The organism is Cytobacillus pseudoceanisediminis, from assembly GCF_023516215.1.
GTDB lineage: Bacteria > Bacillota > Bacilli > Bacillales > Cytobacillaceae > Cytobacillus > Cytobacillus pseudoceanisediminis.
The window spans coordinates 3,198,775-3,225,149 of sequence record NZ_CP097349.1; the positions used below are offsets into that span (position 1 = coordinate 3,198,775).

The 26,375-nt window shown below is 46.5% G+C and carries 30 protein-coding genes and 1 pseudogene; 4 read left to right on the top strand and 27 right to left on the bottom strand.

The genetic code is table 11. The annotated features are described in order from the left end of the window. Positions 1–5 precede the first annotated feature (5 nt). The 23 genes and pseudogenes from M5V91_RS17125 to M5V91_RS17235 form a co-directional block, all read right to left on the bottom strand. Positions 6–1,271: a (Fe-S)-binding protein gene (locus tag M5V91_RS17125; RefSeq protein WP_019382646.1), complete on the bottom strand. Its 1,266-nt coding sequence runs from the start codon at positions 1,269–1,271 to the stop codon at positions 6–8. Then, a complete protein-coding gene (locus M5V91_RS17130; protein ID WP_217025815.1) occupies positions 1,264–2,679 on the bottom strand; it encodes an FAD-binding oxidoreductase in 1,416 nt (471 codons plus the stop codon). The genes M5V91_RS17125 and M5V91_RS17130 overlap by 8 nt, the downstream gene beginning before the upstream one ends. Continuing rightward, positions 2,676–3,341, bottom strand: coding sequence for a FadR/GntR family transcriptional regulator (locus M5V91_RS17135; RefSeq protein WP_284521364.1), 666 nt, complete (start codon positions 3,339–3,341; stop codon positions 2,676–2,678). The genes M5V91_RS17130 and M5V91_RS17135 overlap by 4 nt, the downstream gene beginning before the upstream one ends. A gap of 66 nt (positions 3,342–3,407) precedes the next feature. Further along, a pseudogene (locus M5V91_RS17140) lies at positions 3,408–5,099 on the bottom strand (TRAP transporter permease); the annotation flags it as partial. Further along, on the bottom strand, positions 5,054–5,371 hold the full coding sequence (locus M5V91_RS17145; protein WP_284521365.1) for a hypothetical protein: 318 nt from the start codon (positions 5,369–5,371) through the stop codon (positions 5,054–5,056). The pseudogene M5V91_RS17140 and the gene M5V91_RS17145, both read right to left, overlap by 46 nt. 13 nt (positions 5,372–5,384) lie before the next feature. Continuing rightward, the gene (locus tag M5V91_RS17150) at positions 5,385–6,401 is read right to left on the bottom strand and encodes a TAXI family TRAP transporter solute-binding subunit (protein ID WP_009335077.1); all 1,017 of its coding nucleotides are present in this window, start codon (positions 6,399–6,401) and stop codon (positions 5,385–5,387) included. 236 nt (positions 6,402–6,637) lie between these two features. Beyond that, positions 6,638–7,135: a GNAT family N-acetyltransferase gene (locus tag M5V91_RS17155; protein WP_009335078.1), complete on the bottom strand. Its 498-nt coding sequence runs from the start codon at positions 7,133–7,135 to the stop codon at positions 6,638–6,640. Positions 7,136–7,153: 18 nt separating this feature from the next. Next, complete coding sequence (locus tag M5V91_RS17160; protein WP_251267252.1) at positions 7,154–8,437, bottom strand: M20 family metallo-hydrolase; 1,284 nt, start codon at positions 8,435–8,437, stop codon at positions 7,154–7,156. 193 nt (positions 8,438–8,630) lie between these two features. Further along, on the bottom strand, positions 8,631–9,083 hold the full coding sequence (locus M5V91_RS17165) for a hypothetical protein (RefSeq protein ID WP_009335080.1): 453 nt from the start codon (positions 9,081–9,083) through the stop codon (positions 8,631–8,633). Beyond that, the gene (locus M5V91_RS17170) at positions 9,076–9,897 is read right to left on the bottom strand and encodes a DUF3100 domain-containing protein (RefSeq protein ID WP_009335081.1); all 822 of its coding nucleotides are present in this window, start codon (positions 9,895–9,897) and stop codon (positions 9,076–9,078) included. Before M5V91_RS17170 ends, M5V91_RS17165 begins: the two co-directional genes overlap by 8 nt. A 25-nt stretch (positions 9,898–9,922) precedes the next feature. Beyond that, on the bottom strand, positions 9,923–10,783 hold the full coding sequence (locus tag M5V91_RS17175) for an NAD(P)-dependent oxidoreductase (RefSeq protein WP_009335082.1): 861 nt from the start codon (positions 10,781–10,783) through the stop codon (positions 9,923–9,925). An 11-nt stretch (positions 10,784–10,794) separates the two neighbouring features. Further along, positions 10,795–12,291 carry an aldehyde dehydrogenase family protein gene (locus M5V91_RS17180; protein ID WP_251174024.1) on the bottom strand — a complete coding sequence of 499 codons (1,497 nt, stop codon included), beginning with the start codon at positions 12,289–12,291 and terminating at the stop codon, positions 10,795–10,797. 108 nt (positions 12,292–12,399) lie between these two features. Continuing rightward, positions 12,400–12,939: a PucR family transcriptional regulator gene (locus tag M5V91_RS17185; protein WP_284521366.1), complete on the bottom strand. Its 540-nt coding sequence runs from the start codon at positions 12,937–12,939 to the stop codon at positions 12,400–12,402. Between the two features lie 10 nt (positions 12,940–12,949). Beyond that, entirely contained in the window at positions 12,950–13,984 is a 1,035-nt protein-coding gene (locus tag M5V91_RS17190) for a GAF domain-containing protein (RefSeq protein ID WP_284521367.1), read from the bottom strand. Between the two features lie 72 nt (positions 13,985–14,056). After that, the gene (locus M5V91_RS17195) at positions 14,057–14,440 is read right to left on the bottom strand and encodes a MazG nucleotide pyrophosphohydrolase domain-containing protein (protein ID WP_009335085.1); all 384 of its coding nucleotides are present in this window, start codon (positions 14,438–14,440) and stop codon (positions 14,057–14,059) included. A 56-nt stretch (positions 14,441–14,496) separates the two neighbouring features. Continuing rightward, positions 14,497–15,510 carry a benzoate/H(+) symporter BenE family transporter gene (locus tag M5V91_RS17200; RefSeq protein WP_284521368.1) on the bottom strand — a complete coding sequence of 338 codons (1,014 nt, stop codon included), beginning with the start codon at positions 15,508–15,510 and terminating at the stop codon, positions 14,497–14,499. Beyond that, the gene (locus M5V91_RS17205; protein WP_284522318.1) at positions 15,396–15,701 is read right to left on the bottom strand and encodes a hypothetical protein; all 306 of its coding nucleotides are present in this window, start codon (positions 15,699–15,701) and stop codon (positions 15,396–15,398) included. Before M5V91_RS17205 ends, M5V91_RS17200 begins: the two co-directional genes overlap by 115 nt. Positions 15,702–15,806: 105 nt before the next feature. Further along, a complete protein-coding gene (locus tag M5V91_RS17210; protein WP_284521369.1) occupies positions 15,807–16,196 on the bottom strand; it encodes an STAS domain-containing protein in 390 nt (129 codons plus the stop codon). After that, positions 16,190–16,591 carry a GAF domain-containing protein gene (locus M5V91_RS17215; RefSeq protein ID WP_284521370.1) on the bottom strand — a complete coding sequence of 134 codons (402 nt, stop codon included), beginning with the start codon at positions 16,589–16,591 and terminating at the stop codon, positions 16,190–16,192. Before M5V91_RS17215 ends, M5V91_RS17210 begins: the two co-directional genes overlap by 7 nt. Continuing rightward, positions 16,578–16,961 (bottom strand): cobalamin B12-binding domain-containing protein, encoded by a 384-nt coding sequence (locus tag M5V91_RS17220; protein WP_284521371.1) that lies wholly within the window; start codon positions 16,959–16,961, stop codon positions 16,578–16,580. The genes M5V91_RS17215 and M5V91_RS17220 overlap by 14 nt, the downstream gene beginning before the upstream one ends. Beyond that, positions 16,919–17,221, bottom strand: coding sequence for a B12-binding domain-containing protein (locus tag M5V91_RS17225; protein ID WP_284521372.1), 303 nt, complete (start codon positions 17,219–17,221; stop codon positions 16,919–16,921). The genes M5V91_RS17220 and M5V91_RS17225 overlap by 43 nt, the downstream gene beginning before the upstream one ends. A gap of 1 nt (position 17,222) precedes the next feature. Continuing rightward, positions 17,223–17,588, bottom strand: coding sequence for a globin family protein (locus tag M5V91_RS17230; RefSeq protein ID WP_019382658.1), 366 nt, complete (start codon positions 17,586–17,588; stop codon positions 17,223–17,225). Continuing rightward, a complete protein-coding gene (locus M5V91_RS17235; protein WP_009335090.1) occupies positions 17,585–17,890 on the bottom strand; it encodes an antibiotic biosynthesis monooxygenase family protein in 306 nt (101 codons plus the stop codon). Before M5V91_RS17235 ends, M5V91_RS17230 begins: the two co-directional genes overlap by 4 nt. A gap of 1,067 nt (positions 17,891–18,957) precedes the next feature. Between M5V91_RS17235 and M5V91_RS17240 the strand changes: the two genes are divergently transcribed. Both M5V91_RS17240 and M5V91_RS17245 read left to right on the top strand, forming a co-directional pair. Beyond that, positions 18,958–22,017, top strand: coding sequence for an efflux RND transporter permease subunit (locus tag M5V91_RS17240; protein WP_251174028.1), 3,060 nt, complete (start codon positions 18,958–18,960; stop codon positions 22,015–22,017). Between the two features lie 187 nt (positions 22,018–22,204). Beyond that, a complete protein-coding gene (locus tag M5V91_RS17245; protein ID WP_284521373.1) occupies positions 22,205–22,501 on the top strand; it encodes a hypothetical protein in 297 nt (98 codons plus the stop codon). Here M5V91_RS17245 and M5V91_RS17250 read toward each other — a convergent pair. Beyond that, positions 22,473–22,988 (bottom strand): CBO0543 family protein, encoded by a 516-nt coding sequence (locus M5V91_RS17250; protein WP_284521374.1) that lies wholly within the window; start codon positions 22,986–22,988, stop codon positions 22,473–22,475. The genes M5V91_RS17245 and M5V91_RS17250 overlap by 29 nt on opposite strands. Positions 22,989–23,128: 140 nt before the next feature. Here M5V91_RS17250 and M5V91_RS17255 point away from each other — a divergent pair, with 140 nt between their 5' ends. Beyond that, positions 23,129–23,488: a hypothetical protein gene (locus M5V91_RS17255; RefSeq protein WP_251174029.1), complete on the top strand. Its 360-nt coding sequence runs from the start codon at positions 23,129–23,131 to the stop codon at positions 23,486–23,488. Positions 23,489–23,534: 46 nt separating this feature from the next. On the opposite strand, the gene M5V91_RS17260 is transcribed toward M5V91_RS17255, so the two are convergent. Together M5V91_RS17260 and M5V91_RS17265 are read right to left on the bottom strand one after the other, a co-directional pair. After that, complete coding sequence (locus tag M5V91_RS17260) at positions 23,535–24,293, bottom strand: MerR family transcriptional regulator (protein ID WP_251174030.1); 759 nt, start codon at positions 24,291–24,293, stop codon at positions 23,535–23,537. Positions 24,294–24,456: 163 nt separating this feature from the next. After that, the gene (locus tag M5V91_RS17265; protein ID WP_019379353.1) at positions 24,457–24,828 is read right to left on the bottom strand and encodes a hypothetical protein; all 372 of its coding nucleotides are present in this window, start codon (positions 24,826–24,828) and stop codon (positions 24,457–24,459) included. Between the two features lie 134 nt (positions 24,829–24,962). On the opposite strand from M5V91_RS17265, the gene M5V91_RS17270 reads away from it, so the two are divergent. Continuing rightward, complete coding sequence (locus M5V91_RS17270) at positions 24,963–25,220, top strand: DUF3949 domain-containing protein (protein WP_009335096.1); 258 nt, start codon at positions 24,963–24,965, stop codon at positions 25,218–25,220. Between the two features lie 52 nt (positions 25,221–25,272). Here M5V91_RS17270 and M5V91_RS17275 read toward each other — a convergent pair whose 3' ends face one another. Further along, positions 25,273–26,373, bottom strand: coding sequence for an acyl-CoA dehydrogenase family protein (locus M5V91_RS17275; protein WP_284521375.1), 1,101 nt, complete (start codon positions 26,371–26,373; stop codon positions 25,273–25,275). Between the last annotated feature and the right edge of the window lie 2 nt (positions 26,374–26,375).

A 26,375-nucleotide genomic window follows, 5' to 3' on the forward strand; every position in this document is an offset into this window, starting at 1 on the left:
TTCTCTTATTTATGATCAATCCCGCAGGCTTCTGCCAGTAATTCAATAATATGGACAACACGGACCTTGTCTTCAAGCCCTTCGCGTTTAACCCCGAGGCCCATCTGCAAATGGCATCCAGGGTTGGACGTGACGATGATGTCCGGCGAGATCTTTTGGACATGTTCCATTTTGGCATCAAGGATTTCCATGGATTCTTCGTAGTGGACAATATTATAAATCCCCGCCGATCCGCAGCACATATCCCCTTTCGGAAGCGGAACATATGTAATGCCTGGTATGCTTTCGAGGAGCTGAACGGGATCGTCCGCCACCTTCTGCACATTTAACAGATGGCAGGATGGCTGATAGGTCACAGCACCTGAGAGTTCCCGGCTGAAACTGATTCCGAGTTTGTTCAGTATTACACTTACATCCTTATTCTTTTGTGCGAACACCTTGGCACGCTCTGTCCATTCCGGATCATTTGCGAGAAGGTGATCATATTCAACGAGCATCGCACCGCAGCCGCCAATCGCATTAACCACATAATCAAAGTTCCCTTTTTCAAAAGCCGCAATATTTTCCTTCGCCAGTTTCCTGGATGTTCCCGTATCTCCGCTATGGTTCTGCAGCGCGCCGCAGCAGGTCTGTTCCTTGATCACAGTGACTTCACAGCCAGCATGCCTCAGCAGCTTGATGCTGAGGTCATTGATCTTGGCAAAAAACACATCCATAATGCACCCTGTAAAAAAAGCGACGCGGGCTTTCGGCTCACGCCGAAGGCTATGGCTGCCTGTTCTCAGCTGTTTATTTGGCATTTCCACAGGAGGTGCTATTTCTTCAAAAGCACGAAGCTGTTCGGGAAGAATGCCTAGCACCTTGCTTTTGCGGGCCAAGGTGTCCATACCCGTTTTTTGATAGGCCCGAAGTGAAGCTCTCATGGCTGACAGCAATTTTTTATTCGGCAATGCCTTCTGCAGAGCCAAGTTCTCCATGAATGGAGCTGGTGCTTCGGCAGCCTTTACTTCCTTAAATGATTCGAGAATTTTTCCATATTGCACATTCGTTGGGCATGCCGTCTCACAGGCGCGGCAGCCAAGGCAGAGCTCCATCGATTCTGTCATTTCATCGATGGTTATTTTTCCTTCCGCCGCCATTTGCACAAGATTGATCCGGCCCCGTGGAGAATGACTTTCTTTCCCCATGCTGGCGTATGTGGGACATGCTGGAAGACAATAGCCGCATTGGACACAGTCGAACGTTTCTTTATAGGCAAGCTGGCTAGTCATGGACTAACACCAGCTTTTGTCCTTTTGTCTCGGGAAAAATCTTGCCCGGATTCATAATGTTGTTCGGATCCCACGCTTTTTTCATTCGTTTCATCATGTCCAGTCCCGCTTCCCCAAGCTCCATCTCCATAAACGGCGCCTTCATGGTCCCGATTCCATGCTCGCCTGAGAGGGTTCCACCCAATTCAATCGCTGCTGTAAAAATCTCCTCTACTGCTTTTTCCACACGCTTCATCTCTTCTTTATCCTGCTTATCTGCAATGATATTCGGATGCAGATTTCCATCACCCGCATGGCCGAATACGACTAAGTCAATTTCATATTTTGCTTTGATTTCCTGAAGCCTTCTGAACATTTCAGGAATCTTGCTTCTTGGAATGGTAGCATCCTCGGAAATTTTCGTTGGCTTTTTCCTGACAATCGCAGGGGAAACGAGCTTTCTCGCTTTCCACAGGTTCTCGGCAGATTCCTCATCCCTAGCAATGATGGCTTCCCTTGCCCCGACGTCCAGGCACACCTGCTTCACCTGTTCGCTTTCATCCCTTATGGCAATTGGATGGCCATCAAGCTCAATCAGGATAATGGCATCCACATCTATTGGAAGACCGATCGGCTGAAACTCTTCCACCGCCCTGATGGAAGCCTGATCCATGATTTCCATTTTGGAAGGCAGGATGCCGGAAGTGAGCACAGCCGAGATCGCTTTTCCGGCATCAATAATGTCATCAAATATGACCATCATCGTCTGGGTGGCCTGCGGCCTTGGAATCAGCTGAAGGGTGGCCTCTGTGATGATGCCCAGCGTCCCCTCCGACCCAACGATCAGCTTCGTCAGGTCATAGCCTGTGACGTTTTTGACCGTCCGCCCGCCTGTTCGGATAACGTCCCCTTCTGGCGTGACGATCTCGAGGCCCAATACATAATCCTTCGTAACTCCGTACTTTAAACCGCGCGGCCCGCCGGCATTCTCAGCAAGGTTCCCTCCAATTGTAGAAACATGGGAACTGCTTGGGTCTGGCGGATACATCAGCCCATTCCGCTGCGCTTCACGGTCAATATCAGCTGTGATGACTCCGGGAGATACAATCGCAACGGTATCCTCCGGATCAATGATCAGCTTCTGTGTCCACCTGGAAAAATCAAGGACCATCCCGCCATGGACAGGGAGCGGGCCTCCACTTAGACTCGTTCCCCTGCCTCTTGGATAGACTGGTATTTTCATGTCATTGGCGAGCTTTACTATGCCTGCCACTTCCTCAGTCGAAACTGGCTGCAGGATGATCTCCGGAATATAGGCTCCAAATGAGCCATCGTATGAATAAGAAACCAGGTCTGCTTTTTCAAGCAAAACGCGATTTTCTGATCCCATGATGCTTTTCAGCCGCTCAACAATTTGTTCGGTGATCACAATGGCACCTTCTTTCCTTCCCCTTCGTTCACCTTCAATTTCTTTGTAACATTCTCAAGATGCACTCGCATCGCCTTTGCCGCTCTTTCTTCATCCTGTTCTTTAATAGCTGTAAAAATGCTCATATGCTCCTGAAAAACCTGTTCGCGCTTTGCCGGAAGACCCACATTCTTCTTAAGGGAAAAGGCAATTGCTTTTCGGTACAGATCATCGATATTTTCCATTACCTGTATCATGAAACGATTTTTCGTTGCTTCGATCAGGTGTTTATGAAAATTAACGTCTGCCAGATCGCCTACCGCTTCAGGATTCGTCAGCGTAATCTCAAATTGATCGAGCGCCAGTTTCATTTTTTCCAGATCGGCCTCATCACGACGCAAGGCAGCAATAGCTGCTGCCTGTGTCTCCATAATCCTCCGCATTTCCAATAGCTCAAAAATCTGTTCCACGGGGATATATTCAATCGCTAACGAACCAAGCATGTCTGCCATATTAACTTCTTTGACGAAGCTGCGGCCGCCTTGCCTGGATTCAATAATCCCGCTGGCAGATAATACGCTCAATGCTTCTCGAACAGGCGCACGGCTGACGCCAAACAGTTTGGCCAGCTCATTCTCGGATGGCATCGGCTCATTTGGCGAGAACTTGCCGTCTTTTATCATTTCCTTCAGCTGATCCAGCACCTGGGCCGAGATTTTTTTCGTTCGATTTTCATGGATGTTAGCTCCTTATATGGTGATTTCGACTGAACTGCTTTTCTTTACTCTGATGATGTGGAAGAGAATCGCAAACACACAAAGCCCAAGTCCGGCAATATCTGTGATCATGCCTGGTTTAATCAGCATTAATGCCCCTGCAAACATTAGGAATCTTTCAAGTATCGTCAGCTTAGCATTCAGGTAATTTCCAAGCGAACTTGCTAGGGCGTAAATGCCCAGTGTGCTTGTGATGACCACTAATGCGACTGATAATATGGATACCGTTTCTCCCTCTGCTGCCTGAAGCAGAATAATAGGGTTATAGGCAATCATGAACGGGATGATAAAGCCCGGAAGTGAAATTCTAAGCGCCTCCCATGATGTCTGCATCGCATTGGCGCCGGCCAGTCCCGCTGCGGTATATGATGCCAGAGCCACAGGCGGCGTAATGTTGGACAATGCACCAAACCAGAACACAAAGAAATGGGCAGCGATTGGATTAACGCCAGCCTCCACAAGTGCAGGAGCTGCCGTAACCGCAACGACGATATAAAGAGCTGTGGATGGGAGCCCCATACTTAAAACGATGCAGGTGAGCATGACGACGATTAAAATCAGCCAAAGCTGACCACCCGTTAATTCAACAATATTATAAGCTAATGTAGATCCAATTCCTGTCATGGTGACAACGCAGATGATGATTCCGATGGCGGCGCAGGCAATCCCGACTTGAATCGTCCCTCTTCCGCCTTCAATGAAAGCTTCAATTGTTTTAGAGATCGTGATTCTTGAAGATTTATCCTTTGCCAGCCAGCTCGCCACAATGACTGCACCGATTCCGGCAAATCCGGCAAATAGAGCTGTCTTTCCCATTAATAGTGTTGTGATGACAACGATGATTGGAATAAGCAGGACACCGCGTTCCTTCAGGATTTGGACGACATCCGGGATATTTTCTTTACTGATGCCTTTCAGGCCTTGCTTTTTCGCTTCAATATCAATGGCAAAAATCAGTGCGATATAGTAGAGAAAGCTTGGAATGATCGCTGCCAGGATGACCGTTGTATAAGAGATTCCAAGGAAACCGGCCATAATGAATGCGGCAGCGCCCATAATCGGCGGCATGATCATTCCGCCTGTTGAAGCAGCCGCTTCTACGGCACCGGCAAACTTAGGCTTAAGACCAATGGATTTCATCAATGGAATCGTAAAAGCTCCTGTTGTCGCGACGTTGGCCACTGCACTTCCGCTCAATGATCCTGTCAGTGCACTGGAGATGACCGCCACTTGGGCAGGGCCTCCACGCTTTCTGCCTGCAATGGAAAGGGCGAGATCATTGAAAAGCTGGGTGGCACCGCTGACAGACAGGAAGGCACCAAACAGGACGAACATGACGATGAACGTGGAGGCCGTCGATAGTGTTAACCCCAGCACGCCCTCCGTCGTCATATAAAGACGGTACAGCAGGCGTTCCAGTGAAAAGCCGGCATGCCCGAAAATCCATGGGAAGTAGGTGCCAAACAGGGCGTATACAATAGCGCCTCCACACAGGATCGGGATAAAGATCCCAACTGCCCGTCTTGAAGCTTCCAGGAGGACGATGATCGTTATGGCTCCAAAGATATAATCAATCATAATCGGCTGGGAGCCCCGGTCCACATGAATCGTTGTGTAATTCAGGAGCAGGTAGCCAAGACCTGCAATGGCAAGCGCCGCAAATACGTAATCAGGGGCTGTAAACCTTTTTTGATTGGAAGATTTTCCGGCCGGATAATAGAAAAAGTCATAACCAGCAGGATGCCCAGGAAAATCAGGTTTCTATAAATCTCTTGAATATTGGATAATCCATTCGAATAAATAGCAAAAACAGAAAACAGAACAGCAATGATGGCAGCCGCTTTTTTGTATGGACCCTCCAGCAGCCGCATGCCGCCGCCTGCTTCTTTATCCAGATCGGCTGGCTGTACAATGGGTTCGGTTGTTGATTTTGTCATCGATTTCCCTCCTTTATTTCGCTTCCGGCGGAATTAGATTTTCAGGTATATCAAGACCTGCTTCTTTAAAATATCTGTAAGCTCCGGCATGCAATGGAACAGATACTCCATCAAGGGCGGTTTCCAGTGTCATTTCCTTGGCAGAGCTATGTACCTCATACATTTCATCCAGATTTTCATAGAGCGTTTTGGTTAAAACATAGATTGTTTCTTCGTCCATTTCTTTTGTTGTGGATAAAAGGTTCGGCTGGGCAATGGTGTTGATATCTTCGTCAATACGCGGATATGTTCCTCCAGGAATCACATAGCGGTACCAGCTGTCAGATACTGCATTAATGGCATCCAGCTGCTCGTCAGTTACTTCCAAAATCGATGCTTTCACATTACTTGCATACATATCTGTTACAGCGGAAATCGGAATACCTGCCGGAAGGGAACCTCCATCCAATCTCCCGTCGCGCATCGCGGAAACCGTGTCACTGTAGCCAAGATACTCAGGAGAAATATCCTTTTTCGTGAGCGCAAGGCCTTCCATCATCACGACTGTAGATTGCTCCGTACCGCTTGCCTGCGGCCCTACAGAAAATTGCGTTCCTTTTATATCGTCGATAGTTCCGCTTTCGATCTTGCTGTTCATCAGCACAAAATGCTCCACATTTGGCCAGAGCATGGAGATCGTGCGCAAATCCTCATAGCGCTTACCTTCAAAGGAGCCATCACCGGCATAGGCCTGGGACGAAATTAACCCCTGAAGAATGGCGAGCTGTGCTTCCCCTTCACGAAGCAGTTCAATATTTTCAATGGAGCCGGCTGAAGACTGGCCGCTCGCCTGGATTTTCTCTCCTTTTAAATGGCTGCTCCAAATATTAGCCATTCCAACCCCAATCGGATAATATGTACCTCCTGTTGAAGCGGTGGCAACGGATACGAACTTTTTATCCTTGTTCTCGGCCGCTGTCCGCACGCCAACAATGGCAATGAAAACAAGTGTCAGAACCGATATGATAATCTTCCACTTTTTTTGAATCATAAAATCCTCCCTTTCCATTAGAAATGTAAGCGCTTTTTCAAACTTGTATTACAAGTATACAAGATTACAGGATTAGAATTCAATTAAAATTCTGATTTTTTGTTTTATTCCGTGAAATTTTATGGGCCCTTCCCTTGATATTTCAGGGTTTTTAAATGTTAAAATAGGATATTTTACCTGGCAGAAGTACAAAAAAAGAAAGGCCCATTTTCTGTGTTCAGAAAATGGCCTTTCTTTTATAACAGCTTACCCATATAGTATTCATCGACAAATTCACCGTTTATCAAAAGCGAATGTTTCTTAGTGCCTTCAATCTGGAATCCCGCCTTTTTGTAAAGGGCGACTCCTGCCTGATTACGGATAACAACTGTAAGTTCCAGCCTGTGGATATCGTGTTTACGCGCCCAGCGGTCAAGCTCTTCAAACAGCTTGGTGCCGATGCCCTGGCCTCTGTGTTCGCTGAGGATACCGGCAACGAGATAGGCTGAGTGCTTATTTCTCCTTGCCGCACCGCCAATTGCCATTACAAAGCCGATCAATCGGCTATCTTTTTCCGCGACGATGATGGTCGAATGATCTTCTTTTTGAATGGCTTCAATTCTTTTTCCTTGTGCCTCGGCTGAGGTCTTCCTTTCACCTGGCTCGAAAAGCATGTAGTCTGATTCGTTTTCTGCTTGTGTGATCAGGCCGGCCAGCGCCTCGGCGTCTGCTGGTTTTATATGGCGGATAATCATGGGGATTTCTCCTTTTTACTATTTTTTCATAAGCCCTTCAACAAAATCTTTCAAAACATGTACACCATGTACACAGTCATTTAATGATGTCCATTCCCGCGGATTGTGACTGATGCCATCCCTGCTGCGGACGAACAGCATGGCGGCTGGCATTTCCGTGCCGACGATCATCGTGTCATGGCCGGCTCCGCTCGGAATGTAAACAGGATTAATATTGAACTTAGTCAGGGATTCTGCTATACCTGCCTGCAGACTTTCATTAATTGGCAGAGGTTTGATTTTGGCATTCAGCTTCATTTGCACATCAATACTTCGTTCCTCTGCTATTTTCACCGCTTTGGCCTTAATTTGATCAAGCAGCTGATCCCGGGTTTCTTCAAAAATATCCCTGATATCAACGGTTAGTATTACTTTCTGGGCAATGACATTGAAACCATTTGGATGCACGTTCAGCTTGCCGACAGTGGCAACAGCTGTATCACTGACCTGCTTTGGAAATTTCTCAATGGCAGCTACAAACAATGAGGCAGCCACCAGCGGATCTTTTCGTCCAGCCATCGGCGTATTTCCTGCATGTCCAGCTTCTCCTGTAAAGGTAACCTCCAGCGAGGCTGGCCCTGCAATGCCTTTTACCACTCCAACTGGCTGATTCTCTCTTTCCAGCACCTTCCCTTGCTCAATATGGACTTCCACAAAGGTTTCGATTTCACGTCTGTTTTCTCCTGCCTTTAAGCACGCTTCCGCACTGCTTCCATATTCGTTCAATACGTCGCGAAACGATTTGCCATTCTCATCCCGCAGGCTATCCATTTCTTCCGGCTTCAGTTGACCCATAAATGCCCGACTGCCTGTTAAGCTGCTCTTGAATCTCGAACCCTCTTCATCTGAGAAAATCACAACCTCATACGGCTTCTCTGGTATGTATCCTGTTTCTTTCCATGACTCTACGACCTCCAAAGCCGAAAGAACACCCAATGGCCCATCAAAGTGCCCTCCATTTGGAACACTGTCAACATGGGAACCCGAAGCGATTGAAGGTCCTTCCGTGTTTCCTTCCAATCTGCCGAATACATTTCCTGCTCCATCTGCCGTCACAGTAAGACCAGCGTTTTTCATCCACTTGATTACTAGCTCTTTTGCTTCTTTCTCTTCGGCAGAATAGCCTGGGCGTGTCACCCCGCCGCTATCCAAGAGGCCTATCCTTGAAAGCTCATCAAGTCTTGAGGCCAATCTTTCACCGTTTACACCTGAGTGGGTTAGTTCCTGGTCATAATCTTTTATTAACTGTCCATAAAGGTTCATGCTATTCACTCTTTCTTATTTGTTTTTTCTCTGTGAGATTAATAGATTGTTGATGGAACGCGAAGTAACCGATATATCGGAAAACCGGCCGATAAAATGGCATTTTTGACCGATATATTTTGAGGCAGTGCTAAAAAATGACAGATGCAGAGCAAAAAGCCCGGCAGATATCCGCCTGCCAGGCCGCAATTCATTAAATAATTCCCTGCATACGTAAAATAATCTCAGCAATAACTGCAGATCCGATGAAGGTTCCGAAAAACACGAAGACTGCAACAATAATGCTTCTCCAGCCCAGCTTGGAAAAATCAGCCCAGTTCTTTCCGATTGAGATGCCTGCATAAGCCAGAATTGGGGTAGCAAGAGCCAAAATATTGACCTGGGTTGTCCATTCGACAACATATTCAGATCCTGGTACTCCTGGAATGGAAACGATGATTCCGATAATCCCGATATATCCGACGCTCGGGATATTGCCTGGCAGCACTTTTTCAAGAATCAGCCCGAGCACACTGATGACAATTAATACAAGCATGCCTGGAATGGCTGCAGACGGCAGGATATCGTAGCCTACCCAGTTGCCTATCAGCGCCGAAAGACCGAATATGCCTAAAATCAGGAACCACTCTGTTATGTTTTTAAGCATGGATATCTCCCCCTTTTTCCGCAGCCTTTTTCTCTTTACGCTTCATCATGATGCTGTACAGCTTTTCAGTAAGAGGCAATCCAATGAAAATACTTGCATACAGCCCTGTAGAAAGTGAAAGCAGGTTACTGGCGCCTGCGAAGGCAACAATCTGCGCCTCCATTTCAGGGAAGGCAGCGACAAGCGATCCACTGGCAGCAGCCATCATGCTGCCGCTTCCCACCCCTGATGCCATCGCGAAAGACAGCGGATGGAGCGGGGTAATGGTGGCCAGAAATCCGGAAATCAATCCCAGGAAGGCAGCACCAAACACAGTACCGAAAATATAAATTGCCATTACTCCTCTGCCTTCTGGCGAATCAAATCCGTATTTATTCATAATCAGCCCGACGTTCGGCTCCCGGCCAATCGAGTGGGTCATGCCAATGGCTTCTCTTTTAAAGCCAAGAAAAATGGCCACTGGCAGTGCAAATAAGATCGTTCCCAAGTTACCAAGTTCCTGCAGCAATAATGATGGCCCTGCCGCAATGATTGCCTCGATTTGCGGCCCAATTGTTACGCCAATTTTCGCAATTAAAAGAGTAACCCCAAGCACGATGAGGGGCTCTGCATTTTTAGCCTGTTTTTCCTTAATAAGCGGAGTGAAATAAAGACCCAGCCCCAGGAAAAAAGCATAAAGCATAGGCAGCAGCAGAATAACCCCTGCGCCTACTTTAAAGCTGATCTGTCCAATCGCTTCGGTGGCCGCAACCAGAACCAGCACAACGGCATGCAAGCGCCAATCTTTTAAAATTTCTGTCTTTTCGTTTTTCATGTTCTCCCCCTGGATTAAAAGATTACTAGATAGATCCGCACACGGCGGAAGAATCAAGCTTGCCCTTCCCTTGCTCCATCGCCTTTTCATAGATATCGCACACCAGCTGGCCCAAAGGAGAATCTTCGCTATAAAATTCAGCTGTGTCTTTGTATAAGTGAATATCCTTATTCATGTGCTCCAGGCTGAACAGCACATTCTCGTATGTATCCTGAAGGATATTTTCACCGAATACGGTCAGCACGCGATTATGCGCAGACCCGCTTTGAATGACTTCCGCCAGCTGAGACCGGCTGACACCTGCTTTCTCGCCCACTGCAAGGACCTCCCCCAGGCCTGCAGTCGTTAATGCAACCAGCATATTATGGCACAGCTTTGCCACCTGGCCTGATCCTGAAGGGCCGAGCAGAAAGATATCCTTTCCTACGCTCTCCAGGACCGGGCGAATGTCCGGCAAATATCTATCGTCTCCCCCAACCATTATGGTCAGCGTACCGGCATCAGCACCCTTAGGTCCCCCGCTTAACGGACAGTCATAAAAATGGATGCCTTGCTCCTTTGCAGCCTGATTCAACTCCTGGGCTGTTTTTGGGTCAATGGTGCTCATATCCAGCACGAAACTGTGAGGCTTTAAAGCAGGAAAGACTCCGCTTCCACCCATCATAACATCTCTCACAATACTTGGTCCAGGCAATGAAGAAATTACTAGATCCGCCTGTCTTGCTGCCTCGAATGGAGAAGGCTGGGGAATGGCCCCCAGCGTCTCGCATTTCGCCAGTGCATCCTGACTTGGATCATAAGCAAACACCTTATACCCGTTTTTGATTAAATTTTTCACAATACCCTTTCCCATGGCCCCGCAGCCAATTACTCCTATGTTTTTCATCCTCTCCCTCCTCAAGGTTTTATATAAACTGTTTTTGTATCAAGCCAGAAATCCAATGCGGTGCTGCCCTGTTCACGCGGCCCAATGCTGGATGTTTTTTTGCCGCCAAACGGGAGCTGGTTTTCATAATGGTTGGATGGGATATTCACATGCGTGACCCCTGTTTCAATTTTCCGGACAAAATCGAATGCCTTCTGAAGGTCATTTGTAAAAATGGCGGATGACAAGCCAAATTCCGTATCATTTGCAAGCTCAATCGCCTCTTCGTAAGAATCCACTTCCATCACAGCCACAACCGGCCCGAAAATCTCTTCCTGGGCGATTGTAAAATCCTTCGTAACCTTACTGAAAACAGTCGGAGCGACGAAATAGCCCTTCGCCATATCGCCATCTGTCAGCTGCTTTCCGCCATATTCGAGCACCGCTCCTTCTTCGATGGCGCTATTCACATAATGGAGATACGTATTCATTTGATGCTTATTCGCAACCGCACCGTTGTCATTTCCTTCCCGAACCCCATCGCCAACCTTTACTTGCTTTGCTTTTTCAACCAGCAGCTCAATGACCTTTCGTGAAATGGACCGGGGCACAATCACGCGGCTGGTTCCCGTACAGCTTTGGCCGTTATTATAAAACCCGCTGATGACCACGCTCTGGACAGCCTCTTCCAGATTGGCATCCTCCAGAATAATTGTCGCATTCTTCCCGCCCATTTCAGCCTGCATTTTTCCGCCATGGGCTGTCACAAGCTTGCCAAGATGGATGCCGACATCGGAGGAGCCTGTAAACGAGACTGCCTTAATTTCCGGATTGGTTCCAAGCTCTTCTCCCACGACAGAACCCGGGCCCGTGATCATATTCAGCACGCCCGCTGGCATTCCAGCCTTTCCAAACAGCTCGACTACCTTCACTGCGATTAGAGACGTATCGCTTGCAGCCTTATAGATGATCGTATTTCCAGCCAGCATGGAAGGTGCAATTTTATAAATGGCGATTCCGAGCGGAAAATTAAATGGCGTAACAACAGCCACCACTCCCAGCGGCTCCTGTATCGTGCAGGCAAAGGTTTTCGGATCAATCGCAGGCACGGTTTCACCTGAAATCCGATTCGCCTCGCCGCTGAAATGCTTCAGAGCCTGAACCGTTGCATCCACTTCCTTTCGGGCTGCCCCGATCGTTTTGCCGACTTCCTTCGTAATGATTTCTGCTAATTCCTCTTTTTCCTGCTGGATGAGAAAAATCAGTTTAAAAAGGATGTCCCCCCGGCTGATTGGAGATGTATTTTTCCATTCGGGAAAAGCCCTCTTTGCACTCTCGATTGCTTTTTGCACATCAATCTCATTCGATTTCTGAAAGTAACCCAGTACCTCATCTGTATTGGCTGGGTTCACACTCGGATACGTTTCCCCTGTCACTGAAGGTACCCATTCCCCGCCAATATAATTGTAAAAAGTTTCTGCACCGGCATTGACGGCCACTGTTTTCTGGCTATTAACCTCTGTACTCATCCAATCTCTCCTTATCATAACAAGTTTAGGTTATTATAATATTTTGAATATTCGATGTACATGTGCCAACAGCCAAATAATCCTTCTTTTCTTTGTGACTAGCACCAATTATGGGTTTAAAAAATCAAAGACCTGGAATGCCAGGACCACTGTAATCCAATCTTCTTTCCGGGAAAAATCCAGCTGCAGTTCACTCTCGATTTTTTTAAGCCGGTAGGCAAGGGTATTGGGATGAATATGCATCTCTTCTGCTGTTTGTTTATGGCTTTGATTATTTGCCAGAAAGGCTTGCATCGTTTTTAAGTATTCAGGCTCCATTTTTAAAAGAGAGCCTATTTTATCGGAGACAAATTTATTCAGCAAGCTGCGGTCGGTGTTGAGCCACAGTCTTTCAGCACCAAGCTCAGAATAAGTGATGCAGGTTTTGTGCTGATGGTTTTTGGCAAATGATAAAGCCTCGACAGCTTCCTGATAAGTATCTGTCATATCTGTTAAAGCAACCTCTCTGCCCAAACCAATGACAGCTCTGCTCACTTTTCTCTGAATATCATCAGCTAGAGACTGGTCATACCGTTTTCGACCATTCACTAGAAGTGCAATGATTTGGTTTGATTTCGTAAAAACGATTGAGGTTTCACAGTATTTCATGATGATCTGCTCAATCGAGCGGATGAGTTTTTCTTTTGAAGGATGGAGGCTGCATCCCATAAAAACCAGACTTGCAGTCCACCATCATACAAGCGATGCTGCTTTTCTCATTCATGCGGAACTTTTCCAGAATCCTTGCATTCAGGCGTCCGCCATTGATCAAATCATGAAAGGCCTCTTCCCTTAGGTGCATTTCCTTTTCAAAAAGCGTATTCTGCCTGACAAACTCCAGTGACAAAGCCGTTGAAGCATGCTCAAGAGCAGCCTTCTGGATATTCGTCAAACGTTCAACCGGCCCATCAAGAAGGAAATATCCGAAAAGCTCGTTGGAGTTTATAATCGGAAAAGAACTGGATGGATTTATTGGTGACTCTGCAAAGATGACAGGGGAGCCCAAAATGTGACTGATGGTATCCAGGATATACGAAGTCCCCCTTCCCTCCAGCAGAATCTTCGTAAATTTTCGGTGGATATCAAGGGATTGGCTCAGTTCCTCATTTTTCCGCCTTACTTCTTCGTAAAGCTTCGAGTTCATGATGGCAATAGCCGCCTGGTCTGCCACCACCTCCAGCACTTGAAAGTCAGCTTCAGTAAACTGTACATCCTTGTCGAAGTTATCCACCACAAGCACACCGATGCAATTCTCCTTATAAACCAATGGGACAACGATACCGCTCTTTACTTCACGCCGGTAGACTCCATTAAAAAAATGAACATAATTTGTCTCAGACATACGGCTCATATGCTCCCTGAACTCAGGTCCTGATGCAATGACGCCCTTTTTAGTCAGAAATACCTGTCCCGTCAAGGATTCACCAGACTCAAACTTCACCTGGCTCATAAAGCCTGTCTCCACCCCAACCCCGCTGGAAAAATGCAATAATCCATCTTCCTTTAACGTGTAAAGAATGGTCGTGTCAGCATGGTCTACTAAATCAAAGGCAGCTTGCACCAGCCTCTTTAGAATCTCCTCCAGGTCAAGAGACTGGGTTAAACTGCGGTTTATTTCCAGAAGGCTTGTGATTTTGTCCTGCATGATGGTCATGGCTGTTCTCCTATCTAATAAGTTTCGTGAAATTCACTCAAGGACATTACAATCTATATTGCTGCAAACTATCTATTTTTCTGCCAAACTCCCATCCTTATTCCTTCTTTTCCTGACTTCATCCATTTTCCCGTAAAAACTCTCCTCCAAGTCAATGCCAAAGAAGTTATAGAATTTAATCAGATAGGCCAGGCAGTCTGCGAGTTCTTTGCCAAGTTCTTCTTTTACTTGATCACTAGCTAATTGAAAGGCCAGTTCTTCATCCATTCCTTCTTCGGCATATTCGCGGACAAGGTTAAAGGCCTTGCGCAGCTCTTCAGCAACCTCCGCTACTTCGGTTGTCAGCAGCATATAGTTATTTAATAGGGAATCGCGGCTCCTGGCATAATTCTCATCGCTGATCTCCCAGCCCATCTCTTTTTGATACTCTCTCATAAAGCTTTGCAATTCTTTCAATCTATTAACACCTCTTCGATATATTCGCCAGATTTCGGGTGGTGCCTGTCAACCACTTATCTTTCTATTGTCCGGGCCAATACCGCCCCGGCAATGAGTCCCCATACGGGTGCGCTGATATGGAGAAAGCTTATGCCTGACAAAGTGACGATGAAGGCTGCGAGCGCGCTTAGCCGGTAGCGGTTTTCGGAGAAGCCCATTTGCAGGCTGGAATGCAGGACGCCGATCAGAGCGAACCCGGCCAGCAATGAAACGAAGGCCTGCGGAAGCGATTGGATAAAGGGCACGATTTTCCAGGCAAATATGCCAAAAACAATCGTAATAGCACCTGAAACAACAGCTCCCATATACCGCTTTTCCTTAGGCCCTGAATCCGGCCCGGCACAGATGGCGCTCATCATGCCGGCGATATTGGCACACTGGCCGCCAAAGAAGCTGGTGATTATGGAGAAGGCGCCGCTTGACGAGACGATTTTACGAATAGGCGGCTTGAAATCCTCACTTTCCAGTGCCCCAATTCCTGGCGCAGCGTCATTGCTCAATATCAGCATCGCAAGCGGCAGGGCAATCGTCACAAACCCCATCCAGCTGAATTCCGGTACTTGAATAGATGGCAGGAAATAAGCAATCTCCTTAGCCGGATTTAAATCAGCTGTCAAATACAATACCGCAAAGGCAATCGCGACGGCCGCGAGCACAGGCGGGAACTTCTTCACATATCTCGTAAAAAGCAGAAAACTGATTAAAGCCGCTCCCCCGATAACAGGCATTTCCTGGATGGCCGGTACGAGCTTCACGACATAGCCGGCAACCAATCCGCCAAGCATGGATGCGATGACTTCTTTCGGCACCCAGCCAATGATTTTTGTAAACAGCCCTGAAATGCCAACCAGAAAAATCAGCAGCCCGGACATCACATACCCGCCTATCAGTTCCGGATACGAATATTGGGCAGTCACAGTCGCCAAAAAGGCCGCTCCAGTAATCGAATGCCCTCCTGTAATGGGAATCCTATATAGAAGCGGCAGGAGGATGCTGTATACACCCCCGAAAAAATAAACCGCAAACATCCAGTTAATCGTCTGCTGATCAGTAAATCCCCTGCTGACGCAGCCTGTAAAATGATCAGGGCCGGCCCCGTCATAACCAGTGTGCTTGCAATGATTCCAGATGAAATGTTTTCCGCTGTCAGATCCCTTAAGAACGAACCCTTCTGTACTTCTTGACTGTATCCGCTATGCCTTTCCTTCGGCAAACCCATTTTTCCTGCCCCCGACTTCCGATTATTTTACTTACTATCATGATTTTAAATAAGGTAATTGTCAAACTATTTCGCATTCAGAAGTTTTGACAAAAAAAGGACCTCCTAAGAGGCCCCTAACTCATTCCGATTAAAATAAACATTTAAGACTTGCTTCAGGGATTGATCGATCTGCACCCATTCATCCAGCTTATAGGTATTCAGCACTTTTGCCAGGTTTGGCTTAATGCCAATCAATTTGATGATGCTGCCTGTCATGAAGTTGAGTGTTTTAAGCAGCTGGGTGAATTTCTCAATGCCTTTTCCTTCAATTTCCCCAACCGCCGTCAGATCAAAGAGAATTTCTTCATATTCGCCGGCAAAAACGGCTTTGAGACAGCTTTCGGAAATAACGTTTATTTTATCTGCTGTAATATCCCCAAATAAAGGAATCATGCAGAGCGTTTCCGACAGCGGAATAAACGGCCCGGACAGCTGATTTAAGCGGATCAGCACCTGCTCCAGCTCTTCTTTTTCTCCAGAAGTTCAAAGTCTGTTGAGGACAGGCGCTGCTGCAGCTGCATCAGCTTATCCATCAAGTTTTCATTAGAGCTGTCTTTTGGCAAGAATAGCATATTGGCATAATCCTCGCTGTCCCATTGAATATGGACCTCAAATAAAGATAGCGGTGTTTCCCTGGTCTTCATATTCAGTTCCAGCTTCACAGGATCCAGCCCAGGCTCCCAGCTGTACTGAATCAGCTTTTCTATGCTTTCCTCATCGATGATTCCTTTTAAATGCCCCTCGCTCAGGTCAAAGCTTTCCCGTGCTATGCCAGAGTAGCTTACTATTTTTCCGTTCCTGTCAGCTTTTAAAAACGCAAGCGGAAGCGGCTGATCAAAATATTGCATTTTGCTGTCCTCCCGCTTCATTGTTTTGCAGCCATTCCTTTGTTTCCGGCAAATCCTTTAGAATGACCGTATGATCGGAGCAATAAGGAAGCAGGTCATACTTCCCGGCTAAGCGCCCGCCAAGAAGAACAGCCGGCTTATGCGTCAGCTTGGCAAAGGCTTCGGCATATTCCTTCAGCTTCGGCAGGTGATAGACGATGCTGACCGATAGACCGATTACACTCGGCTTCCAGTCCTTTGCCGTTTTCAGTGCATATTCCAAAGGAAGGCTCGGGCCAAAGTACTTTGTCTCCCAGCCGTGCTCTTCAAAAAGGCTGTTGACCATTTTCAGGCCAATATAATGCTGTTCCCCATCCAGGCAGAGAAACATGGCTTTTTGGTTTGATTGTCTTTTTCCTGCCGGTATGCGAGCTTTGAGAGGACAAAATCACATGTTGCTGTTGCCAGATGTTCATCTGCCACAGTGATTTGATTCGTCTCCCATAGGTGGCCGATGTGCTGCATCGCAGGTGTAATCAGATTTTGATAAACTTCAAGGCGCGATAGCTGCGGTTGCTTTTGAATGTTCTCCCAAACTTTCGCAGAATCACCTTGAAGCAATAAGGAAGCGAGTGTTTCAGCGTGGTTCATCTTACACTCCTCCCTTAACAGGTTCACCTTTCAAAACAGCAATGGCTTCCGCCAGATAAAGATGGAATCTCTCTGCCTTTTCAGGAGAATCGTTATCTTCAGCCAGCACAGCCTGAATGATTTCGAAATTGTCGATCAGATGCCGGGTATTCATCCCATGCTTCTTTAAAATGCCATCAAGCCATACGGCATAATCAGTGAAAAAAGCAGATTGGTTCAGCTCATACGCTGTCTCGAGATGCTTCATATGATGATGGTTATCTTCGCGGCACTTCTCTTTTCCTTGTTCGCCAAACCGCTCCAGCAGGAAAGGCTCGCGTTCATAGATCTTTTCGGTTACATGGTTTACGATCTTTTCAAAGCTCACTTAGCCACCACCTTGAATTGCGAAACTTTTGGAACCACTGCTGCCAGTTCCTGATCCGGATACTTTTTCTCTAAATCATGGATTCTCTTAAAATCCTCGCTGCGAACCCAATTTAAATAATTTTCCTTTGTATCAAAGATGAGCTGCACCGTCAGTTCGCCAGGGCGCTTATCATTCTGCAGCAGCAGAAAATCGATAAACCCCTCCGCCTGATCGACCGACCGCGAGCGATTTTTATATATGCTAATGACTTCCTCCGACTTTTCGTCGGGTACGTCAAATGTTGAAAAGACTGTATACATGAACTCTCCTCCAAACTTGGGAGTTTTCTGTTTTTTTTTCAGTATAACATACTGATTGGGATTGTCATTTTGGAAGGGTTATAGGGAATGGCTGAAGTTTTTTGTTTGCTGGAGGAATAACTGAAGCTTTTTCGTCGTTATTTTGGATGATTAACTAGCATTTTCTCGCTGCTCTCCACATTTTCCTCTATAATCCGCTTGATTAGCTACCATTTTCTCTACTCTCTCCACGTTTTCGTCGTTAATCCGGTTGATTAGCTACCATTTTTCTACCTCTCTCCACGTTTTCGTCGTTAATCCGGTTGATTAGCTACCATTTTTCTACCTCTCTCCACGTTTTCGTCGTTAATCCGCTTGATTAGCTACCATTTTCTCTACTCTCTCCACGTTTTCGTCGTTGATCCGGTTGATTAGCTACCATTTTCTCTACTCTCTCCACGTTTTCGTCGTTAATCCGGTTGATTAGCTACCATTTTTCTACCTCTCTCCACGTTTTCGTCGTTAATCCGGTTGATTAGCTACCATTTTTCTACCTCTCTTCACGTTTTCGTCGTTAATCCGGATGATTAACTACCATCTTCTCTCCTCTCCCCACTTTTCGTCGTTAATCCGGTTGATTAGCTACCATTTTTCTACCTCTCTCCACGTTTTCGTCGTTAATCCGGTTGATTAGCTACCATTTTCTCTACTCTCTCCACGTTTTCGTCGTTGATCCGGTTGATTAGCTACCATTTTCTCTACTCTCTCCACGTTTTCGTCGTTAATCCGGATGATTAACTACCATCTTCTCTCCTCTCCCCACTTTTCGTCCTTAATCCCCCTTCTTCTCAGCCTCAAGCCCGATGCCAAGATATGTCTCTGGCTCGTTATGACTCGAGTTAATCCCGGTTAAGATAGTATTTGTAAGAATTGTTAAGTTTTTCCTGCAAACAAGATCATATTTTGCCGAATTAGGTCGGTCGAATTATTGGAAAATTAAAGAAAGAGCAGTTATTAATACCTATTTTCCTCTGTATAAATAGGTCTTGGGTGCAAATTTTCACTATTAGGGAGTAAGGAGACTGTTTATGAAATTATTAAAAATGATTGTGCAGAGAAAGATTTTGGTTGCCCTTATGACGGTGCTGATTTTGGCCATCGGCAGCTTTTCCATTATCGAATTGGATAAAGAGCTGATGCCGCCGGTAACGATGGATGGCGCTTATGTGGAGGTCAATGCCGGTGAAATGGCAGCTATTGAAGTGGAGCGATCGATAACCAACCCCCTGGAGCAGCAAATCAGGGGGATTGAGGGAGTAGAATCGGTTGACTCCACATCGGCGATTGGACGGAGCTCACTTCAAATTACGTTTGAACAGGGTCGGGGCGATGAACTTTCTAAAGAAGTAGAAACGGCTGCAAACGCCGCTAAAGGTGAGAATGCCGCGATCACGGATGTTACTTCAGGGCAGTATGGGACCACGCAAAGCTATGAATTCTATATGGATGTATCCGGCGGCAGCATGGAGGATATGACCGCTTTTGCCAAAAAGGTTCTTGAACCGCGCCTGGAAGCATTGCCGGAAGTCCGCGACGTATCGCTTGCAGGAGTTCAGGAGCACGAGGTAATCATTGAACTGGACCGCAGCAAATTGGCTGAAAAAGGGCTGGATTCTACAGCTGTGATTGGTGCGATTCAGCAGGTTAACAGCGAAGCCACACTGGGAGAACTCAGCAGGGATGCCAGCTCTCCTTCCCTCCGCTGGAATACGAAGCTCGAAAATGTGGAGGATGTACAGAATATTAAAATCCCATCACCAAATGGATTTGTTGATTTGAAAGATGTTGCAGATGTTCAATTTCAGCCGATTGAAAGCTCATCGTTCGTCTGGAAAAACGGAACAAAGGATTTCATCTTTGTCCAGGTTGGCCGTGCTGCTAATGCCACGCAAATTGAAATGGCAGCTGCGGTCCGCGATGAAGTGAAAAACATCCGCGAAGACGGGCTGGTAAAAGGCTTTGAGCTGAACGAAATGGTGGCACAGGCAGATTATGTGCAGGAATCAATTGATGGCGTGACCGGCAACATTTTAACCGGCGGCGTCATTGCCATTGCCATTCTTTTAATCTTTTTGAGGAATGTAAGGGCCACCTTTATCATCGGACTGTCGATCCCCACTTCCATCCTTCTGACGTTTACGGCGATGTGGGTTTTTGATTACAGCTTTAATATCCTGACCCTGATTGGGCTTGGCCTGGGGATCGGGATGATGGTGGATTCTTCGATTGTCATCATTGAATCCATCTATCGAAAAAAGGAACAGGGACTTGGCAGGCTTGAGTCCGTTTTGGAAGGAACGAAAGAGGTTTCATCAGCAGTTATTGCTTCGATGCTCACTACGATCGTGGTATTCCTGCCGATCGGCCTCATTGGCGGCGATGTGGGTACATTCATGATCATGCTGTCTGCAGTTGTAGCCATTACACTCATCAGTTCGGTTATTGTCTCGTTTACTTTGATCCCTTCGCTTTCAGAAAAATTGCTGAAACTGCCCAAGCCGAAGAAGGAGCGCAAAGAAGGGCCGATTATGCGCCTTTATAGCCGGATTGTGGCCTGGACCATCCGGAAAAAGCGGTACAGTTTTGCAGTCATTGCGATTTTCTTCCTGATGTTTGCCGGTTCATTAACGCTTGTGACGAAAATTCCGATGACGATTATGCCGGATATGTTTAACCGCTACACAGAGCTGATGGTTGACCTGGAAACAGGTATTTCTGTTGAAGATAAAGAAGACATCGCTCAAGGAATCAATCAGAAACTGCAGTCGATTGAAGATGTAGAGTCCAATTATGTCATGGACAGCGGCGGCATGTTCTATGCAATCATCAATATGACAAAAGGCGATGACATTTCAAGAGAGCAAAAAGATGTCAATGAAGATATTATGAAGCAACTTCGCAGCCTATCGGATTCCCTTCCGGTTAAAAATGTCCAGAGTGCGATGTCGGCTGGCGGCGGATCACCGGTCCAGGTGAATATTACGGGCGAAGATTTTGCAGATCTGCAGAAGCTTACCGGTGATTTTTCTGAGGAGCTCGAAAAGATTGACGGCATCGTCGGTGTGACCAACTCAATGGAGCGTACGTCTGAGGAGCAGGTTGTTGTATTAAAAGAAGAAGCGATTGAAACGGCAGGCTTAACCCAGCTGCAAATCAGGCAGTTTATTGAGCAGGCGTTCATGGAAATGCCTGTCGGGGAAATGTCCATGAATGAAGAAAATGTGCCGCTTGCCTTGAAATGGGCTGAGAAGACAGATTCCAGGTCAGATCTTCTGGATTTAAAGGTTCCAACTGCCCAGGGCGAGAAAGCATTATCTTCCTTTATTGAATTGAAGAGTGTAGATACACCAAATGAAATTTCCCATCATGACGGGGAGCGCTTCATCTCCATTTCTGCTGATATTGAAGGCAAGGACCTTGGTGCCGTGAACCGGGATGTCCAAAAGCTGATCAATGATTTTGATGCACCTGCTGGCTATAGCGTGGCAGCTGCCGGGGATCTTGAACAGCAGCAGGAATTAATCATGGATATGGTGTTTGTTTTAGCAATTGCGATTTTCCTTGTGTACCTGGTGATGGCTGTCCAATTTAACCACCTTGGCCATCCGCTGATCGTCATGTCTGTCATTCCGATGACCATCGTCGGGGTCATTCTCGGTTTGTTTCTGACACAGATGGAGCTTAGCGTAATGTCAGGAATGGGAATTGTGATGCTGATTGGGATTGTGCTCAATAACGCCATCCTGCTGATCGACCGTACGAATCAGCTCCGCCTGGAAGGCTTCTCTGTTGAAGTGGCCCTTCTGGAAGCAGGCAAAAACCGGATCCGGCCGATATTCATGACTACCCTGACAACGGTTGGCGGAATGCTGCCCCTTGCCCTTGCATCGGGAACTTCCGGCAACTATCAGGCGCCAATGGCAACGGTCATTATTTCCGGCCTGCTGTTTGCGACCTTTATCACGCTGCTGCTGATCCCGGCGGTTTACCGCTTGTTCACCACATCCAGCCTCCGCTTTGGCTGGCTGAAGAAAAAGCAAGAAAAGAAAAGCAGCGATGTTAAAGTGATTCCTGAGACCATTAATTAACATACTTCCGCCCCCTCAAATACTGAGGGGGCTTTTGCGGATTTTCAAGCACTATGGACAAGGGCTCTTTCCTTCTGTTTTTTCCTTCATATATTAGTAGGAGAGAAAGGAGTGAATCCCATGTGCCAATATTGTGTTGAAGAATATTATTATAAGAAGAAAGTCTGCTGCAAAAAGAAGGACAAACATGAACATCACGGCTGTAAGAAATGCACGAGTGATTTTAAACCTCACTGTCCCTGTAAAAAATGCTCTGATGAGCATAAAAGATGCTCCTGCCAAAAATGCTCACCGGAAATTCATCATTGCCCTTGCAAGAAATGCTCATTCGAACACCTGCATTTTTGCTGCTGTAAAAAATGTTCCCATAGATATGACTATTAATCCAGTAAAACAGCGGCCAGCTTTGCTGACCGCTTACTTTATTTTTTCTGCCGCACGCTTTAAGGAAACCATTAAGAGGCGGACGCCAAGAAAAAGATGATAAAACCGATGAAGGAATAGGTGTGCTTCCAATTGATAAGGACAAACATATTCAAAAAGCTGAATAACGGTTCAAAGATATAAGCAAACAGGATTCCAAGGCCTACCGCTGCAGCTGCATAGCTTTTCCACGTATTAAAATACTGATAAATCAGCATTCCCGATATGGGTATCACCACAAAATCTGCAGGCACTAACGGCGGAATAAAATGGAACAGCTTATCCGGATATCCCCACAAAATAAAGTTCAATCCTACAACATCAAGAAAACAGGCGAAGATTGCACATAGCAGCCCGAAAGCAAGTATTTCAAAGAACCGGCCCTTATCCACCAGCCTCCACCAAATAAAAAACGGCAAAATGCTCGCAGCCAGCAGCAGCCACCAATTAAAGCTGAACAAATCCTCATTCAGCCAATGCTCAAAAGAAACATCTCTTAACTTTTCCCTTAGGTTTTGCTCATCTTTATATGAAGGAATGCGGCTCATCTCATCACCTGCCTGCCCGAGTTGGTATCATGTTATTCATCTTTCCCCATGCAGTGAGTTACATACAGTAAGCCGATGGTTTTAGTGAAATATTGGCGGGTTAGTGGGATTGCATAAATATTCTGCTGGCGGGCGCAATTATGGTGGGGATGGCGCAATTGTTGATTGAATCGGCATATATTTGGTGTGATGGCACAATTACAGGTGATGCATACGCATTTAATTGGGCGGAAGTTGCGGGTCGGCGCACATATTGGATGAAGCGGCGCATATCTGGCATGATGGCGCATTTACTGGTGATGTTGACGCATTTTACTGGGCGAACGGCACTATCACGTTGCGGGTCGGCGCACATATTGGATGAAGCGGCGCATATCTGGTATGATGGCGCATTTAATGGTGATGTTGATGCATTTTACTGGGCGAACGGCGCAATCATAATGCAGAATAGCGCAATGATCCATCAAAACAACGCAATAATCAGCAGCAGCGGCGCATAAAGTTTTCACACAAAAAAGCAGCTGGCAGAGCCAGCCGCTTTCATTTCTATTGCTGTCCAGTATAAATGTTAATCGCATCTCTTAAAAACTCGGCCGCACCTGGGCGAATTTTATCATAATAGGCTTTAAACCTTTCATCTGCCACATACATTTCCGCAAGACCGGCGTGGGCCTCTTTGCTGTATTCACTCCAGTAGAAAGTGATCCACTGCTTGTGCAGATCGGCTGCTTTTTGTGCAAGCTCGCCTGCCGGATCGCCAGTTTGCATGGCTTCGGCTAGAGCAGTGTTCACCTCTTCAGCCAGTTTCGTTACGGCCTCATGCTCCTCCTGGGTCATGTTCATGAGTTTGGCATTGGATTTATCAACCGTCTCATCACCATATTTCTCACGGATTTCTTTTCCGTATTGTTCCTCATTATCTTCAATCATTTTCTTTTTGAATCCTTCAAACTTCTCTTTGTCTGACATGGTCGTTCTCCCTTCAGCTGACGCTATGGTTTTTTCTACATTCGTAATAAGCAGATCGAGCTGCTTTCTTTTCTCAAGGAGTTTCTCGCGGTGCTCCTTCAGTGCATCGGCAGCATCGAAAGCGGGTGCTGAGATAATTTCCTTAATTTGATCAAGGCTGATGCCAAGTTCTCTGTAAAACAGAATCTGCTGCAGTCTGTCAACTTCCTGCTGGCCATAAATCCGGTATCCTGACGAGGTTCTTGCCGGCTTAAGAATGCCAATTTCATCATAATACCTGAGGGTTCTCGAGCTGACCCCGGCCATCTGCGCAAGCTTCTGCACTGTGTATTCCATGCGATTGCCTCCTTTCAAGAAAAGCGGAAGCGCCTTGCACAGTAAGACGAAAATACTGGTTAGGCGCTGCAGCTAGACATTGAAAAATCTAGAAAGTACTTTCTGTTTATTACGATACACCTTTACGCAGCGTGAAGGTCAAACACTTTTTATAAAAAAATGATTAATCCAGCTTTTTAATTAGGAGAGCTGCGGTCGTTTTAGAAATTCTGCATCCTTCCAGGTCTGACTCCTTAATCAATCCCAGATCCACAGCGGATTTTATTTTCCCTTCATCAGGTCGCTTTTGAATCAGGTCGAGAAGATTCAGCTCCTCCAGTTTGCTGACAGTTGGAGCGGGGTCGAATTTTTCTGTCCTTCTAATCTGCCTCTGCAATTTGTAGCTGTCAATCTTCACTTCTCCTTTTTCATTCTGTCCCACTGCTGTATCGAAATACTGGTGGAACATGTCTTTAAGTTTATCGAGTTCGGCTTCCAAATCTTTCTTCCTGCGGTTCAGCTCATCAAAACGGACCAGCATCTCTTTTGTAATCATGTGGATCGCCTCTTTTCTTGGATGATATTTCATCTTATTTTGGAAGAGGGAAATTTATGCATAAAAAAAGAACATACGTTCCTGAATACAAACACAAAAGATTTGGTGTAAAATGGAATTAAATAGGAGGGGACATGATGCTTTTAAACATTTTTTGGGGAATACTCGGACTTTATGTATTGCTATCTCTCCTGATCCTGCCGATGCAATACCGCTATTTAACCGCTATAAAAAAAGAAGAAGCTAAAAATAAGGCGAAGGGGAAAAGACAGGGAGAAATGTATGACAATATGAGAGCGGGCGAACTGGTTCTGCATGAAAACATTCAGGGAAACCCGGTCTTTTTTCTGGCTAATTTCCTGGCATCGGTTATCTATCGGATTAAGCATTGACCGGTTTCCCGGATAAGATTTAGATTTCGCGTTTATATTGAAAATTTCGCGATTAAGTACTCAAATAGCCTGGCGGGCTTCCGCCAGGCTTCTCTTTACTGCAATTCTTCCAGCGCAATTTTCTGATACGCTTTAAAAATGGAATCACAGAACACATCCCATTCTTCAGCCGCTTCCATGGAAGCTTCGCTGACTCCCCGCACACCGGTCGCTGGAGCAGATCTGTCAGCTGCTCGGCAAATCGATCAATCGTTGCCTGAGATGCACCTTCCAGCACGTTCGCAACAAAATCAGCTGGCGGATACCAGTCTGTCACTCTCTGAATATCGCGGTAAATTTGCGTCAGCAGCAGATTGCGCGGGCCTTCCCACTGTTCATTGACAACAATATCGCGGAAAATGCGCGGCAGTGAGGAGAATTCCTCCATGACGCCATGGCCGGCAAAGACGGAGATGGCATCGCGCAGCACCTCTGCTCCTTCGTTTGTTGCACAGATTTTCTGCAGAAGCACAAGCTCCCTCAGGTTAAACAGCTGTTTTCTCAGTTCAATTGGCTGATCAACCGGAATACCGGCATTCAGCGGCTGATCAAGAAGCAGGAATTGATCATAGATTTTAAAAGCGCCTGCCGCTGTGCGGTGTGCAGCGTTTTCAATTTTCTTCAGTGTTCTCGCTGATAGCGGATAATCTTTTACCTTTTTGCCAAAAACAGTCCGGAAATTTCCATACAGACTGGCTTCACGTGCTGCCCGGAGCATGAATCCTGCGCAGGCAATGCCAATTTCAAGGCGGGATAGTGTCAGGACGATACCGACCGCAACGGCCACCCCTTTTCCTGCCGGGCCAACCGGATAAGCAAGAGCCCCATTATACTGGAATTCCCCTGTCGGAAGCTCGGCCGTTCCCATTTTCCACTTGATCCGGTTGATTTCATACCCATTGCGTTTTTCTTTTTCTTTATCTCCCGGAAGCCAGGACGGAACAATAAATGTCGATACTTTATCAGTGCCGGAAATTTTCGCAGTGACCACCGAATAGTCGGCATGGGCAACCGAACAGAAAAATTTATTGCCGTAGAGGCGATAGATTTTTCCATCTGGAACAGCCTCAAGTACATTGGCAGGCAAATCCGATCCTCCCTGGATTTCTGTCATGA